The organism is Pandoraea horticolens (genome assembly GCF_902459555.1).
In the GTDB taxonomy this organism is placed as follows: Bacteria; Pseudomonadota; Gammaproteobacteria; order Burkholderiales; family Burkholderiaceae; genus Pandoraea; species Pandoraea horticolens.
Genome location: NZ_CABPSM010000005.1, coordinates 232,490 through 250,236 on the forward strand (window position 1 = coordinate 232,490; position 17,747 = coordinate 250,236).

The following is a 17,747-nucleotide window of genomic DNA, read 5'->3' on the forward strand; positions in this document are numbered from 1 at the left end:
TAAAATCCAAACAATCCAAAGCCTATCCGGAGCCGCCATGGACCGTTTCGACGCAATGCAGGCGTTTGCCAGAGTGGTGGAGGCCGGCAGCTTCACCAAGGCGGCCGAGACCCTGCACATGAGCAAGACCACCGTCACGCAACTGGTCCAGCAGTTGGAGGCGAGGCTGCGAGTGAAGCTGCTGAACCGCACCACGCGCAAAGTCAATGTCACGGCCGACGGCGCGGTCTACTACGAGCGCGTCATCCGGTTGCTCGCCGACATGGACGACGCGGAGACCCACTTGCCCGGTGTGTCGACGCTACCGTGGGGGCGTTTGCGCATAGATGTTCCCAGCCCGCTGGCCCGCATGGTTCTGGTGCCCGCGCTACCGGCGTTCCATGCGAAGTATCCGGACATCCAATTCGATATGGGCGTGAGCGATCGCATCGTGGACCTGATCGATGAGAACGTGGACTGTGTCGTGCGCGGGGGCGAGCCAATCGATCAATCGCTCGCGGCACGACATGTCGGCGATCTGCGCCTCGCGGTTTATGCCGCACCGAGCTACCTGAGACAGGCTGGCACGCCTACGCATCCGAAGGCGTTGGAAGACGCGCAGCACCACGTCGTCGGTTTTCGCTGGGCGCGCACCGGCAAGCTCTTCCCGTACACCATGCATCGTGCGGAGGAGCGCGTTGACGTGCGGGGCCACTACATCCTGGCGGTGGACGACGGGAACGCCTACCTTGCCGCCGGACTCGCCGGCCTCGGGGCACTCTGGCTACCGGACTACATGGCCAAGCCACACGTGGCGAGTGGCGAACTGGTACCCCTGTTTGAGGACTGGCAACTCCACCCGCTGCCGATGTACGTGGCGTATCCGCCGAACCGATACGTCAGCGCCCGCCTGCGCGTATTCATCGACTGGATCGTCGAACTCATGGCGCAGCATGCACCGATCTCCGAACGGAGCAAGGCTCGCGATGCGAAGGCGATTGATCGCGATAGCGTCGGGACAAACCCGAGGTCGCGCTGAGGACGCTCACGCAAACGTCACGCCAGATGGGCTTAAGCAGGCGCCGTAGTGCTAACCCCGATCGACCTCGGGGCAAATTGGGGTAGCGCGTTGCAAATGACTGACTACACTTCCTAAGTGCAGACGACGCGCTGAAACCGCGAAAGACGGTTCGTTATGCGAAGGTCGGGTGCGAAGGTCAAATGGGGCTGATGACATAGCGTTTCCATTCCTTCACGGGAGGCATGTCCATGACGTGCCTAGGCAAATGGATGATAGGCGCATGCGTCGTTACGCTGAGCGGCGTGGCGATCGCTGATGGCGCCAATTCGAACTCATCCGAACAGATGATACTGGCCAATATTGGCCCCGCGCCGCTCCCCATCAACGTACCGCCCCCCACCCCGCCTGTGTCTATCGCTGTGGTTCCTGCCGTTCCCGTCACGTTGTATCCATTCGGCCGCGAAGGTCGCGACACGACCACCCGGCCCGACGACAACGCGCTTCTCTACACCCGCATCGAAGCGATCAACAACGCCACGCTGATCGGCGACAACCGGCATATGAGCTGGGTCGACACGTCGACCGAAAAGCCGGCGGTGCAACCTGCGCGAAGCTATCTGACCATCGGTCCCTCCGTGGCGCCGCGACTGTCTCTCGTGCAATGGGACAACGCCGACGACAAGCTCGGCTCCGAACCCAAGCGCGGCCTGTCGTTGAAGACCAATGACTGGACCGTCTCGGCAACCGCCCGCATACCGCTGCTGGGACAACACAGCATCGGGGCGACCGTGTACGTCAAACGCCGCTTCTGAACCCGCCCCCCGGCTCGGCTCGGGAAGAGATGTGTGACCGGCGATCACGTGGCCACCCGGCAACGCATCGCCGTCGCACAGCTTATGTCACACGACTTATGCCGCCGGCTTCACCGCCGTGACGTCGATCTCGACGAGCCACTCCGGACGCGCCAGCGCCTGCACCACAATTCCCGTCGACACCGGGAACACACCTTTGAGCCAGCGGCCCGTCACATTGTAGACAGCCTCGCGATAGCGCGGATCGACGATATACACCGTGACCTTGCAGATGTCCTCGAGTTGGCTGCCGCACTCGTCGAGCAGCATCGCCACATTTGCCATCGCCTTTTCGGTTTGCGCTGCAACATCGCCAATGCCCACGGACTCGCGCGTATCGAGGTCCTGACCGATCTGTCCGCGCAGATAGATGGTATTGCCGGCGATCACCGCCTGACACAGGTCGTTGTCGAGCTTCTGTTCCGGATAGGTCTCACGGGTGTTGAACTTGCGGATTCGGGTATGCGTCATGATGTTTCGGTATTGGGGTCTTGTTGTGATGCGGGCAAAGCGCACATTCAATGGGTCAGGATCTTCGAGAGAAAGCGTTTGGCAGCGGCACTGGCGGCTTCGTTGAAGAACGCATCGGTCGGACTGTCTTCGACGATGGCGCCGTCCTCCATGAACACCACACGATGGGCCACGCGCCGCGCGAAACCCATCTCGTGCGTGACCACCATCATCGTCATGCCTTCCCGGGCAAGTTCCACCATCACGTCGAGCACTTCGTTGACCATCTCCGGGTCAAGCGCCGACGTCGGTTCGTCGAACAACATCGCCATCGGATCCATCGACAATGCGCGTGCGATGGCGACGCGTTGCTGCTGACCGCCCGAAAGCTGGCCCGGATACTTGTGCGCATGCGCCGACAGGCCAACACGATCGAGCAGCGCTCGCGCCTTGACGCGCGCCGCGTCCGCGTTCCGGCCCAACACGATCTGCTGGGCCAGCGTGAGGTTGCGCGTGATATCCAGATGCGGGAACAACTCGAAATGCTGAAAGACCATGCCGACCTTGCTGCGCAGCTTCGACAGATTCGTCGTCGTGGCCGTGAGCGACGTTCCCGCCACGACAACGTCGCCCTTCTGAAACGGCTCCAGCGCATTGACGGTCTTGATCAGCGTCGACTTGCCCGAGCCGGACGGTCCGCAGACCACCACGATCTCGCCCTTGCCGACATGCGTCGAACACTGCTTGAGCACATGGTGTGCGCCGTACCACTTATCGACATGGCGGATTTCGATAATGGGTTGTGCGGTGCTCATTTGTCGAAGTACCCCGCACGAATCGACGCGCCGATCAGATTGAGAATGAGACGCCCGGCGGTCACGCACGAAATCAGGTTGGCGTCGTCCTTCTCTGGCTGGATCTCCACGATATCCATACCGACCACGCGCCCCTTGCGCACCAGCCCGTGAATCAGCTTGCGCGCCTGTACGAAGGTCACGCCGCCCGGCGCCGGACCCGCCACGGCGGGCATCGTCGACGGATCGAGTCCGTCCGCGTCGACGGTGAGGTAGTAGTTGCCGCCGTCCGGGATGCGGGCGAGTACGGCGTCCATACCGATGTCATGCAGTTCGTACGCCGTCACCAGATCGGCGCCATAAGCACGCGCCGCAACGAGTTCTTCGTAACGGCCGCTGCCCTGCGCGCGCAGGCCGATCTGCACGATGCGATCGACGTGCGCCATCTCCGAGGCGCGGCGAATCGGGCTCGACAGCCCTTCGCGAACGCCATTCACTTCGTCGCGCCAATCCAGGTGTGCATCGATATGCACGAGCGTGATCGGCCCCTTCTGATCCAGGCCGCGCAACACCGGCGTGGTGATGCCGTGATCGCCGCCAAGCACGATGGGCATTGCGCCGCCAGCCGCAATGCGCCGTACCGCCGCTTCGGCGCGGGCGTAATGTTCGCCCGGCCGGGTCAGATCCGGGATGATGTCGCCGCAGTCGACAAAGCGAATATCCGTGCGCCCCTGAAGCAGCGGGCCGTCGATGTCGAAGTCGTAATGGTCCGGACGGCGCACCACGCGGTCCGTGGCTTGACGAATCGCGGACGGCGCGTTCGTCTGGTCGTTGCTGAAGTCCGACGGGGCGTAGGGCGCGCCATAGGGCATGCCCAGCACGGCGATGTCGGCCTTGAGATTGTCGATGTCGAGATCCAGCTCCGAGTACAGCAGGGTCGGATGCCCGATACGCGGTGCAACGGTATAAGTCGTCATGAAAGGATCCTTTGGTGGGAGTCAGGGGGACATCAGGTGTGCCGGGTACGTCGCCCGACAACGGTTTCCAGACGTCGCCCCACGCCGGCCAGCAAGACGCTGCTGACCCAGTAGATCAATGCCGTCGTGCCAAGCACTTCGACGTACGCGAACGTATTGGCCGTGAGCAGATTGCTCTGATAGGTCATCTCCGGCAGGCTCATCACCGAGAAGATGGCGGAGTCCTTGAACATCATGATCACGAGGCTGGTCGTCGGCGGAATCAGAAAGCCGAACAACTGCGGCGCGACGATGTGACGCTGGGTCTGCCAGTAAGTCATGCCGAGCGAGAGTGCGGCGTGCGTCTGCCCGCGCGCCACGCTGCGCAGCGCCGCCCGCAGAATTTCGCAGAAATAACCGCCGGTGTAGAACGCCGTGCAGCCCACCGCGACCGCCATGGCCGACGCACTCACGCCGAGCTTGGGTAGTCCGAAGAACGACAGATAGACGAGGATCAGGTACGGGATGTTGCGCACCAACTCGACGTAACCCAGCGCAATGGGCCGCAAGACCGAGCGCGACTGCGCCGAATAGGCAGCGGTGCCACCGATCACAATACCGAGCGGAATGCCGATCACGCTCACGAGTACCGTGACACGCAGGCCTTCGAGCAAGACGGGAATCGCTTCCCGGACGATGGAGACATCAATGGCCATGGGGCAGCATCCTCGAGACCCGGCGCTCGCACACGCGCGATGCGGCAGAAATGCAGAACAGCAGGACGAAATACACGGCGGCGGTAATCGCGAACACTTGCAACGGCAGATCGGTCTGCAACGTGGCGTTGCGTGCGACGGTCGCCAGCTCCGGCACGGCGATGATCGACATCAGCGACGACGCCTTGAGCAAAATCGTGAACTCGCTGGTGAGCGGCGGAATCGCCCGGTAGATGACCTGCGGCAACAACACGTGCCTCCAGACCTGCGAGGCACGCATGCCCATCGCGTAAGCCGCCGCCCGTTGTCCGGGCGAGATCGTGCCCAGTGCGCCGCGCAGAATCTCGACGATGTAGGCACTGGTGTTGCACGCGAGCGCCGCGATCCCGGCCGTGATGGGCGAGATCGAAATATCGAGCAGCGCCGGCACCATGTAGTACGCGATCAGCATGTGAATCAGTGCAGGCGTGCCCCGGATCAGGCTCACCCACAACACGACGAGCGCGCGCAATGGCGAAAACGGCGAAATGCGAGCGAGCAGCAGCACGATGCCCAGCGCCAGACCGATGACAAAAGCACCTGCCGAAGCGGCCAGCGTGATCGCCGTTCCCGACACCACACCTTCGAGAAACGGCGCGATCACACCACCCATATCGAACCAGTCGAACATGGCGCCGGCCGTCAAATGGCGCCTTGCGGGAGATAGTTCTCGCGCGGCGTCTCCATCGGGCCGCCGAACCACTTCCTCTGCAGCGCCGCCAGCTTGCCGCTGGCACGGAATTCATCCAGCGAATCGTTGATGAATTTGCGGATCTCCAGATCGTTGGGATTGGCAACCCACGCCAGCAACTTCGGCTGTCCGATCGTGCTGGCGATGCGGAACGCATTGGGCTGCTTGCGCATCTGAACGGCCGCGATGTTCGACGGCATCAACGCCACATCGATAGTCTTGTTGGCCAGGGCGTTCGAAACGTCGGGATACGCCTGGAACAATCGCGTGCCCGCATAGCCTTTGCCCGTCTTCTCCTTCAATTCCTTCTCGAACTCATCTGCCACCGGCTGCGACGACGAGCCCATCTGCGTGCCGATGGTCTTGCCCGCAATGTCCATGTCCTGCTTGATCGCAACGTCGTCGGCGCGCACCATCAGGACTGAGCGCACGACGCCCACCGGCTGGCTGAAGGCGAATCGCTTGGCGCGCTCCGGCGTAATGCCAACGCTCGTCGCGACGAAGTCGAACTTGTGCGACATCAAGCCGGGCAGCAGCCCCTGGAACGGTAAGTTCATCTGCTCGAGCTTCACGCCGAGCTTCGCCGCCATCAATTCCAGCACGTCGTGTCCATACCCGACCACCTGACCGTTTTCCACGAACTCGAACGGCTCATAGGCCGCTTCCGTACCGACCGTCAGCTTGCCCCGCTTCTTGATGTCGGCGAGCGTGCCGCCTTCGGCGTAGGCGAGCCTCGGCAGTGCCGGAAGCGCCAATGCGGCGCCAGATGCGAGCGTCGCCTTTACAAAGGATCGTCTGGACCATGTCTTCATAGCTTGCCTCTCGCGTCGTGTGGGTATCGAATCGGTCTGGTGCATCGGCGTGATGCGCCCGTGCAACCCAATGTATGCGGGCAAAAAGATCATGAAAAATGATTTTTTTATTGGTATGGTTTCAAAAAACGAAACCTTTTGAGATATCACCGAAGCGAAGTTAGGCGGCAGATACGACCTCTAGGCAATGGCCACCGCCGACAAGCAATGGATGATTCTGCGCGAGCCGCCGAAAGCGGACTGCCACAGCAAACCGGCTCGATGCAGCCTCCCCGCGTGGTTCAGTTGTTCAAGCGGCGGTTGCGGAAGATAGGGCGTCCGATGCTAGTGAAGCGGTGCATGGGAGCGACGCGCTAGATCAGCACCGGCCTATGCTTCGAATCTTTCGGCGCTAATGGGCAATCCGTCGATCTATGAATTCACGGACGTATGCATCCAAGCTTCGATGACGTCGAAGCCCCGTGGTGACGCGCAACACGGCAAGGTCAGAACTGTGCCGTCAGCGAGAATCCCACCGTTGCGTGGGCGGTTTGAAAGGTCTTCGGTTTGTAGACAGGAGTCCCAGCAAAGACTTCTCCGGCGACGAAGCCGAACGGCAACTTGGCGTTGCCCCGCAAACCAATGACGGCACCGGCGAGTTGCGTGCCGGCGAGATAGGCGGCATTCGGACCGCTCACGCGTCCATAGTCAACACCCGCGAACAATGAAATGCCGGACGTACCCAACATCCACTGGAGTTCGTTGCGCCAGTAGAAACCCTTTTCGGCCGCCAGCGACGACTCACCGTCGAAACCTCGCACCGTGTACCGGCTGCCGATGCTCAAATCGTCGATGTAGTGCAGAACGTCGTTAGTGAATTGCCCGTGGAACGTTGTGACATAGCGCAACGGCAATTGACCAAGCGGCAGCGACAGGTTGGCATCGAGTACAGCCATCTTGAAGCGGTAAGTGGGCGTACCGGGCACGGCATTGTCCTGCGCGGCGCCCAGTCCAGCGACACTTTGCCGATACATGAGGCTGCCGTCGAGCTGCCCGGCGCCGATGTAGTGCCGATCCACGATTCCGAATTCGACGAACGTGTTGTTACGGTACTGTTGATCGATTTCCGCGTCTTCGAGGTAACTTCGCCCGAAGCGTTTGCCGAGCCGGACCTGAGCGCTCAGCACATGACTTTGACTGCGCTGGAGAACGCGCGATAGCTTGAGATCGACGTTCTGAGACTGTCCGCGAGTCTTGAACGTGTCGTTCACCCCGGCGATTTTCTGGTTATACCGGTTGGCATAAGCCGACAGTGTGGCAGTCCAGTATCCCCACGGAATCGAGTAGAAGGCATTCCATCCGTTCGAGCCGAACCGTTTGTCCGCAAACGCCAGGTCGTGCGATGCGCCAATGTTCAGGATGTCATTCAGTCCTAACGGATTGTCGATCCCGAGCGCAAGACCACCCTGTAGTTTCCCCGTGTCGCGAGCCCCGGAATTGTCGATGGATGCCACCACGCTCCATCGCTTCGCACGATTGACGTCAATGACGACGTCACTTTCTCCCGGTGCTTCTGTCGACACGATTTGCATGGTGACGTCCTGACTCGCCACCCGCTTCATTTGCTCCAGTCCTTGTTCCAGATCGCGCAATTCAAGCATCTCGCCCGCCGTGGTCGGAAATGCCGTGCGCCACGTACCGTATTGCAAGGGATCGGCGAAACGAATATCCCGAATGATGCCGGGAATCAGGGTGAGTTTCAGTTCGCCGGTGGTGAGGTCTTGCTCCGGTACGAGCACACGGGTCGTCACGTAACCCCTGGCCAGAATCTCCCGGGTCAGGCCGGCCGTGATCGTTGCGATTCCCTGACGCCCGAGACACTGGCCGCGATGGTGGGCGAGCCAATTAGCCGCAAAGGCGAACGGGTCCATTGGAAGGGTTGACGCTCCTGCAGCTTGAGCGCGTTTCGGAAGTGTTGCCGGGATATCCAGCGAGAATTTTTCAATTCGAAAGCAAGGCGTTTCCGCTGGAAGTGTGGTCCATCCGTCTGAAGAGGGCATCTCTGAGCGCACTGCCGGCGCGCTTATTGCCGCAGCGCGTTCCTGAGCCTGCCGTTGTTGCTCAAGTAGTTGCTGTTGTCGCGCATTCGACGCTGCCGCGTCGCGCGCGGGTTCAGGAGATGTCTGCGCCGTTGCCCGAAAGGGAAGCGAGGCGAAAGCCAGAAATGAGACGACCAGCAGGCGGAAGATGTTCGCGGGAAAGCAACTCAATGCGGAATTCATTCGGAAGCAACAGAAATGGAATCGCGGAGACAAGACGAACGCTTTCCCAACCCAAAAGCTCAGGCCGATGCGAGACGTCAAAGGGCGGGACGTGCCTGTCCTGTGCTAGGCGCACCAAATATCAGGCGTCGAAATCCATCATGATCCCCGGCAATGTTGATTTGGATTGTTTATTTTTCTCCGGATATTACCGTTATTGGGCGATCTTATGAAGATAGATTGGCAATGCGAACAAATACAAAAATCTTGAGTACTATTCGGTATGCGAAGCTTGTATCGATAGAAGTAAAACATTGGGCAAAGATCCAGATAAGAACAATCGTACAAAGATCAGATGAAAACACACGTCAATCGGCGCGCTATGGGCGCGCTTCGGGGAAGTGCTTTAGAAGTTGGGGTGCAGCGGGGCATTGTTCGTGCGTTGGTGTTCGCGCAGATCATTGCGCCGATTTCGGTGCGCGCACAGGTCGTTTCGGCGCCGGGAGGTCAGGGCCCGGGCGTCGTGCAAACCGCGAACGGATTGCAGCAGGTCAACATCACGGCACCCACGGCCGCAGGCGTGTCTAAGAACGTTTATTCACAATTCGACGTGCCGCGTCAGGGTGTGATCCTGAACAATTCGCCGACCGTTGTAAATACGCGGCAGGCAGGTTACATCAACGGTAATCCGAACTTTTCGCGTGACCAGGCGGCGCGTGTCATTCTCAATCAGGTCAACAGTAATTCGCCAAGCCAGCTACGCGGATACCTTGAGGTCGCGGGTAAAGCTGCGCAGGTGGTGGTTGCGAATAGCGCGGGCATCATGGTTGACGGCGGCGGATTCATCAACACGACGCGCGCGGTGTTGACGACCGGCATTCCCATCGTGGGCGCGGACGGGAGTTTGACCGGGTATCAGGTGAATGGCGGCCGTCTGACGATTCAAGGCGATGGTCTGAACGCTGCCAATGTCGATCAGGTCGATCTCATCGCGCGTGCGGTGCAGGTCAATGCCGCGTTGCACGCGAAGCAACTCAATGTGGTGACGGGCGCGAATCGCGTCGATCACGACAGTCTGGCCGCCCAGAAGCTGGCGGGCGACGGCGCAGCTCCGGATGTGTCCATCGATGTCGGTCAACTCGGCGGCATGTACGCGCAGCGCATCTTCCTCGTTGGTACCGAGAACGGCGTTGGCGTTTCCAACAAGGGCATAGTCGCGGCGCAAGCTGGCGATTTGACGCTGACGACGCAGGGCAGGCTCGTCAATACCGGGAAGACCGAGGCCAGCGGGAATCTCGCGGTCAACGCGCGCGACGGGATCGACAACCAGGGCAACGTGTACGTGGGTGGAAGTGCCGACCTACGCACCGGCGGAGCGCTCGAAAACCGCGGTCTGTTGAGCGCTGCTGGCAACGTTGGGGCACAGGCCGCGAGCGTGGCGTCGGATGGGACGCTGGGCGCGGGTATCGATGCGAACGGCCAGGCGACGCTCGCTGGCAATCTGAGCGTCACGGCTTCCGGCAAGGTGACGGCAACGGGACGCAACGTCGCGCGAGGCGATCTGAGCATTACCGGCAGTGCGCTGGATCTGTCGGGTAGCCGGACCGACGCCAGCGGCGGCCTCACACTCACGTCGCAAGCGGGGGATATCGACGTTCAACGCGCCATCGTCTCGGCGTCTAACGCGCTGAAGATCAGCTCCGCGCAACATCTGCTGAACGCGAGCGGCAATCTCGGTGCCGACACCATCATGCTGGCGGCACTGGGGCGGATCGACAACCGCGATGCGCAATCGGTCGCCACGACCCGTCTCGATGTCAGCGGCACAGGCATCGACAACGAGCGCGGGTTGCTGCAATCCGGTGCGGCGCTAAAGATCAAGGGCGCTTCGCTGGGCAACTCGGCAGGGCGGGTCGTTTCGCTTTCAGGTGACGATGCGACCATCGACGTCGACGGGGAACTTCGAAACGCAGGCGGGACGACGGCAAACGGCAAGACTGGCGGTGTGATCGGGGGCAACGGCGATCTCAAGGTTCACGCGGATTCTCTCGTCAACGCGGCGCAGATCGTAGCGGGCAAGGCGTTGAACGTTACCGGCCGCCAGTTGGACAACACCGGCGGAACCGTCTCCGGCGAGCGTATCGACGCCACGCTGAGTGGAGCGCTGATCAATCGGCAAGGCGTAGTCTCCGCAACGACGTCCAAGCTCCAATCCGGCAGTCTGGACAACCGGAGCGGTTTGATCGATGCCGATGCGCTGTCGCTCACGGTCACGGGCAACGCTTCGAACGGTGCCGGGCAGATCAAGCAGTACGGTCAGGCAGTGCAGACCATCAAGGTCGGCGGCATCTTCGATAACGTCAGCGGGAATGTGGCATCAAACGCAAGCAATCTGACGCTCGACGTCGGCGATTTGGCGAACGATAGCGGCAAGGTGAGCCATCTCGGCAACGGCGTGCTGAACGTCCTCGCGAAGGGTGGGTTCACAAATGCGTCGGGCATTCTGGGCAGTCTCGGCGCCCTGACCCTAACGGCAGCGCGCATCGACAATACGGCTGGCGAACTGAGCGCGGGCGACGCAGCGAGGCTTTCGTCCACGTCGTACATCCGCAATCGCGACGGCGGAAAAGTCTACGGCGTCAATGGCCTTGCGGTCTCGGCAGATGGCGATATCGATAACGCAGGCGGAACGCTCGGTGGCAATGGAAAACTCGCGGTCGCGGCGGCATCGCTGAGCAACGTGTCTGGCGGGAAAATCATCGGCGGCGGCGAGGTCACACTCGGCGTCAGCGGCACCATCGACAACACAGGTGGACGTGTGTTCGGCGGCACGTCACTGACCGCGACCAAGACAAGCGCAAGCGTGGTCAATGCCGGCGGCACTGTGGAGAGTGCGGGCGACGTCGCACTTCAGGTCGCGTCTTTGAACAATGCGGGCGGCGTGATCCGTTCGAATCAGGATGTCGGCGTGAGCGGAGTCATGAGCGGCGCAGGCCAGATGACGGCCGGACGCAATCTGACGCTCGCGGCAATCGGCGACTACGTCAATTCGTCCGTCAACCGACTGCGGGCTGACGGCATGCTCAAGCTGACATCCACGGGCCGTTTGACGAACATCGGCGCATTCAGCGCCCCCGGAACGCTGGATGTTCACGCCGCAGAGATCGTCAACGCGGCGGGCGGCGGCTTCAACGCCGCGACAACCCGCCTGAGTGCCGACGGACTGTTCTCCAATGCCGGCAGCGTCAGCGGCGACACGGTGCGCATTCAGGCCGGCAGTTTCGTCAACACGAACGCGGTGCTGGGTAACGACGTACAGGTCAACGCCACCGACATCGAGAACAATGGTGCGGCGGCCGTCATGGGCGGTGCGAGGCGGCTTGCGCTGTATGCGACGAACGCCGTGTCGAACTACGATGGCGCGTTGATGTACAGCATTGGCGATATCGAGATCGCGCGGGACGGCACACGTGACGGCGCAGATCTGCTCGCTAATCAGATCGCGGTGCTAAACAACCGCTCGGCCAGTATCATCGCTGACGGCAATCTCGACATTGCGGCGCGCGAGGTGAACAACACGCGTACGAGCATCGTGACGCAGCCAGGCACCTCGCAGACCACGGCACAAAGTTTCGGCCTGTATACAGCGGGACTTATCGTTGGGGATCAAACGCTGGCACACACCAGTTTGACGTTTCCAGAGTGGAATTGGGGCGCGGGAAGCGCGCCCATCTCGTCGATGCTCTTGGAACGCCTTGCCCGGCCGATCACCGTTGAGGTGCCGAAGTCCCAAGTTGCGAATCTGAGCATGTCGGCGAAGACATTCAGTCTAACCACGCCACTCGAAGAGTCCTACCAGGACGCCACCACTTGGGGCCAGGGACCATGCGATGACCACGGTCAGTGCGCATCCAGCACGAAGACCCGCGAAGTCGGAACGAAGCCAACACAGTACTTCAACAACATCGTCGACAACGGTTCGACGTATCGCATCACGTTCTGGCCGGACTGGGATCCGAATACGATGATCCGCCCCGATCAGGCGATCTCGCGTGGCGATCTCGGCATCGATCAGCGTGACTACAACGAAATCGCGCGCTACGTGACCACCACCCGCACGCGCGACGAACTCGTGAGCGCTTCCCCCGAAGCCAAGTTGCAGGCGCAAGGATCGATCCGGATCAATGCCGACGGCGGCGCCGTCAACAATCAGTCCTCGACGATGACGGCGGGGCGTGATCTTATCCGGCGGGCAGCGGGTGGATCGATCAACGATGTGGGGATCACTCTCCAGGAAACGGTCTCGCAGACACAAACGTCGACCTTTTACTGGCATCAGAAGTCGGGGGGAGACAGCGAGCAAGTGACGGTGGCTTACCCGGTCACGCCGTTACCGCCAGTGACGCTGGCGTCGCTTCCCGCAATTGCTTCCGGCAATCAATCCGTTCAATCGAGTGGGCGCAATATCACGGTGTCGAGCGTCGATCCTTCCGGTACTACCGTGGACAGCGCAGGCGTGACCGGCGGCAACGCGTCGGGTACGAAGCTCGGCAATCTGTCCGGGGCGGTTGCGAACCGTCAGACACTCGGCTCCTCCGCGCAGGCGATTCCCGGCTTGACGCTGCCTCGCAATGGACTGTTCCAGATACGAACCGCGCCGGGGCAGACATATCTGGTCGCGACCGATCCACGTTTTACCAACTACGGAAAATTCATTTCGAGCGACTACATGCTCGGTGCGTTGGGCCTGAATCCGCAGACGACACAAAAGCGTATCGGCGATGGATTCTATGAAACGCAACTGGTTCGCGACCAGATCACGGCACTTACGGGAAAGACGCTGCTTGGGGGCTATACCAACTACCTAGACGAGTACACGGCGCTGCTGAACAACGGCGTGACCTACGGAAAGCAGTTCGACCTGAGCGTGGGCGTCGGATTGTCCGAAGCGCAGATGAAGCAGTTGACGTCGGATATGGTCTGGCTGGTCTCGCAAGACGTGACGTTGCCCGACGGCTCCGTCCAGTCGGTGCTCGTTCCGCAGGTATATCTTGCGCAAGCGAATACGGTTGACCTGACGAACTCGGGCGCCATCGTGTCCGGTGGCAGCGTGAAGCTTGCCGCGACGGAGGGTGTCACCAACAGCGGCCAGATCGTCAGCGATACGGCGACCACGATTCTCGGCGACGCCATCGTGAACCTCGGCGTCATCGGCAGCGGCGGGACGACCGCCCTTTCCGCGATTGGCGATATCCGCAACACCGGCGGCCGCATTGGCGGAAAGGACGTTGTGGTGCAAGCCGGCCGCGACGTCATCAACGAGTCGACGATGCTGACGCAAGTGGCGGGCACCAACAGCGGTGGTTTCTCGTCGTCGGCGTCGGCCACGGGTTTGGGGGCGGTTGGGATCATTTCGGCAGCGAACAGCGCGGCGGTGGTCGCTGGGCGCGACGTCACGCTTAACGCGGGGGCTATCGCTAGCGACGGGGCGGTGATTGTCGCCGCCGGGCGCGACATCAATCTGAATACGCTGAAGGTCGAACAATCGCAAACCGTCGGCACCAGCGACGGCCAGAACGGCGGGCACGATGTCGTTACCCAGCAAGTTGGCAGCGCGATCTCGGCAGGTGGAAACCTGGCGACCGTTTCCGGCCGCGACACGACGTTAAGCGGTGCGACGATTGCTGCGGGAGGGAGCGCGTCCGTTCTTGCGGGTAACGATGTGACGATCACTGCCGTTAAGGACTCGCACGCGCACGACGAGCGTTCGTTCGGCGGTTCGCTGCAGTTCACGAAGTCGTCGTTCGACGAAGCCTCGAATGGCGCCTCTGTAAGTGCGGGTAACAACGTGTTGATCGGCGCAGGTCAGACGAGTGCGGTCAACGGTGTACTTGGCGCTTATCAGGTCAGTCCGGTTGCAGCATCGTCCGGGTCGGGGAATCTGACGGTGCTTGGCTCGTCGGTATCGTCTCAAGGGACCGGCACTGTGGCGTTGGCTGCCACGGGGGATGTCAAGATCGGCACGGTGTCTGAGACGCACGACAGCAGTAGTTGGCAACACGACAGTAGTTCCGGGTTCCTCTCCAAGACGGAGGAGACGTCGGAAGCGCGCTCGCATAAGACGATTGCCGTGGGCTCGACGGTGTCGGGCGATTCAGTGGGTATCGCGGCAGGCAAGGATCTCATTGTCAGCGGATCGACGGTGGTGGGCACCAACGACGTCGCGCTGCAGGCGGGGCGAGACCTTCGCATCGAGACGGCGGAGAACGTGAGCGAGAGCAGCACCTTCTATGAGAAGAAGAACTCGGGCTTGGGATCTTCGGGAGGTGTGGGGATTTCGTACGGAAAGAACGAGCAACACGACTGGACCAACGACAGCAGTGTGACGCAGACAGGGAGCTTGGTGGGCAGCCTGAATGGCAACGTCAGCATGGTGGCAGGCAACGACCTGCTGGTTCGCGGAAGCGACATTATGGCGGGCAAGGACATCACCGGCATTGGTCAAAACGTCACGATCGAGTCGGCGGTGGAGCGCGAGCATCACGACGAGACGCATGAGTTCAAGAGTTCGGGCTTCACGCTTGCGGTGAAATCGCCGGTGATCGATGCGATTCAAAATGTCACCAATCAGGTAAGTGCAGCGGCAAATTCTGGCGGCGACGCACGGGTGTCCGCTTTGCGCGGATATGCCGCTGCGAGCGGCGCTGTGGGGGCGCTGGGAGAGGCCAACGGTGCGCTCGGTGCGCTCGCAGCCGGAAAAACGCCTGAAGCGAAAATCGAGCTGAGTTGGGGCTCGTCGAGCAGTCGGTCGACGTCATCCGTCGATAGCACGAAGAACGTGTCGAGCAACATCAAGGCGGGCGGTACTGCGGCGTTCATTGCGACTGGGGATGCTGCGTCGGGGAAAGGCAACGTCAACATCGTCGGCTCGAACATCGATGCAAAGGACGTTCTCCTGCAAGCGAATAACCAGGTCAACGTGCTCAGCAGCAAGGACACGGAGTCGACACGCAGCGAGAACGAGTCGAAGAACGGCAGCTTCGGCGTGTCGTATGGCACGAGTGGTTGGGGCGCGTCGGCATCGTTCTCGAAGTCCAGCGGCGATGCGAACTCGGATTCGACGTTCCAGAACAACTCCCACATTAATGCGAGCAACACCGCCGTGATTGTGAGCGGTGGCGACACGAATATCGTTGGCGGGAATGTGAACGCCGATAAGGTCATTGCGCGTGTGGGCGGTAATCTGAACATTGCGAGCGTGCAGGACACCAGCGAGAGTTCCGCGCATCAGGAAAGCATGGGGGGTGGGCTGAGTGTCAGTATGGGAGGCGCATCCGGCAGTTTCAGTTACTCGCGCGGCAACGCAAGCGGGAACTACGCGGGTGTGGTCGAGCAGTCGGGGATTCAGGCGGGGAGCGGTGGCTTTGACGTCAACGTAACTGGCAATACCGATCTGAAGGGTGCGTACATCGCCAGCACGGCAGACGCGTCGAAGAATCAACTGACGACGGGTACGCTGACGTTCTCCGATATTGAGAACCACTCCGACTACAGCGCCAACAGCTTTGGCGTTGGCGGTGGCTTCACGATGGGCAACGGCGGCGCGAACGAGCGCACGACGGGGCCTTCGTCCGGCAAGAACACGGGCGGCATTTCGCCGATGCTGCCTCAGTCCGAAAGCGGTAGCGAGCGTGGCACCACGCGTAGTGCCGTAAGCGAGGGAACCATCACGGTGACGAACGGCGCAAGCCAGACGCAAGATCTAGCGAGTCTGAATCGCGATGCGACAAACCTGAACGGCACCGTCAGTCGCACGCCGGATCTGCAGAATCTGCTCAACGACCAGTCGCGGTTGATGGCAGCGGCGACGGCCGCAGGGGAGGCGGTGGCGCGCGATATTGGGACGTATGCGAATAAGAAGAGAGATGAAGCGCAAAAGCTCGCCGACGGAGCGAGCGATCCGGAGTTGAAGGCGCAGTACCAGAAAGAGGCAGATGACTGGAAGGAAGGTGGCGACTACCGTGCAGCCATGCACGCGGCGGGTGGTGCGATTGTTGCGGGGTTGGGCGGAGGTAATGCACTGGGCGGTGCGTTGGGAGCAGGCTTGACGTCGAAGCTTGGTGGCGCGCTGAATGACTTGAGCGCGCAGATTGAGAACTCCCATCCGACGGGTAACAAAGACATTGATCAAGCGCTGGCGCAAATCGTAACGACTGGGCTCGGAACGGCCATTGGGGCTGCGGCTGGTGGGACTTCTGGGGCTTTCACTGGGTTTAATACTGATCGGTTCAATCGGCAGCTGTATCCGGACGAGTATAGGAAGGCTGCAGGATATGCAAAGGTTGTCGCCAAGGAGCTTGGCATAAGTGAGGCCGAGGCAGAGGGGCGAGTCCTCGCCGAAATGTTGCGAAATTCGGACAAGCAGACAGCCGAAGCGTCTGGAGGAAAACATGACTACGACATTCGGCGCGTTGTCGGTTGCCAGAACTTGAATTGCGCCGGAGATCGGAACGATCCTCAATATGCGAATCATGACGTCAATAGTCAGTACATAAAATCGAATGAGGCTGCGTATAACCTGGGCCAGCAACAGTTGGGGCGCGGGCAGACGTATGGTGAATTGGTGACGTCGAATATGAAGAAGGACCCAGTGGGATCGACGTTGGCGGGCGTGGGGATGATTGGTCTAGGTCTGGTGATGGGCGGTCCGCTCGCGTCAGCGGGCCTGATGGGGACGGGCGGACTCCTTGGGTTAGGCGCTAATGGAGGTGTCCAACTGATGGGCAATCAGCCGTTTGACTGGACGAGCTTCGCGTTGGCTGGAGCGACGGGCGCGGCATCGACGGGGATGAGGTTTGTCCCTGTAGCTCTCACGGGAGTTGGTGGTGCGTTGACTGGTTCTGCACTGCAAGGTCAGAATCCGAATTCAGCCATGGCGGGCGCAGCGGTAGGGACGGCGATCGGGTATCCGATTGGCTCCAAAATTCAAGGTAGTCTCAATGATGTGCTGAATCCTTGGTATCGACAGGTGTGGACGGACATTGGTATGGGGATGTCGAAGTACGTTCCACCTAGTGTATTGCCATCATGGCTGGGTGGCGCCGTGGGAGGATTAGCACAAGAAAAAGCCGGTGCTATTGTTCAGGACCAAATTGACAGAGCTGGAAAGAAATGAGACCGAAGACAAGTTTCGAACTA

10 protein-coding genes are annotated in these 17,747 nt (G+C 60.8%); 3 read left to right on the plus strand and 7 right to left on the minus strand.

What is annotated here, in order from left to right:
• The first annotated feature begins 37 nt into the window (after window positions 1-37).
• Both PHO31112_RS11130 and PHO31112_RS11135 read left to right on the plus strand, forming a co-directional pair.
• The gene (locus PHO31112_RS11130) at window positions 38-1,018 is read left to right on the plus strand and encodes a LysR family transcriptional regulator (RefSeq protein WP_150620556.1); all 981 of its coding nucleotides are present in this window, start codon (window positions 38-40) and stop codon (window positions 1,016-1,018) included.
• Window positions 1,019-1,269: 251 nt separating this feature from the next.
• On the plus strand, window positions 1,270-1,812 hold the full coding sequence (locus PHO31112_RS11135) for a hypothetical protein (RefSeq protein ID WP_150620557.1): 543 nt from the start codon (window positions 1,270-1,272) through the stop codon (window positions 1,810-1,812).
• 96 nt (window positions 1,813-1,908) lie between these two features.
• Here the strand turns inward: PHO31112_RS11135 and PHO31112_RS11140 are convergent, their stop codons facing one another.
• The 7 genes from PHO31112_RS11140 to PHO31112_RS11170 all read right to left on the minus strand — a co-directional run bounded on the left by PHO31112_RS11140 (window position 1,909) and on the right by PHO31112_RS11170 (window position 8,570).
• Entirely contained in the window at window positions 1,909-2,322 is a 414-nt protein-coding gene (locus PHO31112_RS11140; protein ID WP_174995680.1) for a RidA family protein, read from the minus strand.
• A 47-nt stretch (window positions 2,323-2,369) separates the two neighbouring features.
• A complete protein-coding gene (locus PHO31112_RS11145) occupies window positions 2,370-3,098 on the minus strand; it encodes an amino acid ABC transporter ATP-binding protein (protein WP_150620659.1) in 729 nt (242 codons plus the stop codon).
• A 14-nt stretch (window positions 3,099-3,112) separates the two neighbouring features.
• Entirely contained in the window at window positions 3,113-4,072 is a 960-nt protein-coding gene (locus tag PHO31112_RS11150; RefSeq protein WP_150620558.1) for an agmatinase, read from the minus strand.
• Between the two features lie 32 nt (window positions 4,073-4,104).
• A complete protein-coding gene (locus tag PHO31112_RS11155; RefSeq protein WP_150620559.1) occupies window positions 4,105-4,767 on the minus strand; it encodes an amino acid ABC transporter permease in 663 nt (220 codons plus the stop codon).
• Entirely contained in the window at window positions 4,757-5,437 is a 681-nt protein-coding gene (locus PHO31112_RS11160) for an amino acid ABC transporter permease (protein ID WP_150620560.1), read from the minus strand. Before PHO31112_RS11160 ends, PHO31112_RS11155 begins: the two co-directional genes overlap by 11 nt.
• 11 nt (window positions 5,438-5,448) lie before the next feature.
• The gene (locus tag PHO31112_RS11165; protein ID WP_150620561.1) at window positions 5,449-6,309 is read right to left on the minus strand and encodes a transporter substrate-binding domain-containing protein; all 861 of its coding nucleotides are present in this window, start codon (window positions 6,307-6,309) and stop codon (window positions 5,449-5,451) included.
• A 485-nt stretch (window positions 6,310-6,794) separates the two neighbouring features.
• Window positions 6,795-8,570 carry a ShlB/FhaC/HecB family hemolysin secretion/activation protein gene (locus PHO31112_RS11170; protein WP_150620562.1) on the minus strand — a complete coding sequence of 592 codons (1,776 nt, stop codon included), beginning with the start codon at window positions 8,568-8,570 and terminating at the stop codon, window positions 6,795-6,797.
• A gap of 397 nt (window positions 8,571-8,967) precedes the next feature.
• Between PHO31112_RS11170 and PHO31112_RS11175 the strand changes: the two genes are divergently transcribed.
• On the plus strand, window positions 8,968-17,724 hold the full coding sequence (locus PHO31112_RS11175; RefSeq protein WP_174995681.1) for a hemagglutinin repeat-containing protein: 8,757 nt from the start codon (window positions 8,968-8,970) through the stop codon (window positions 17,722-17,724).
• Window positions 17,725-17,747: the final 23 nt, after the last annotated feature.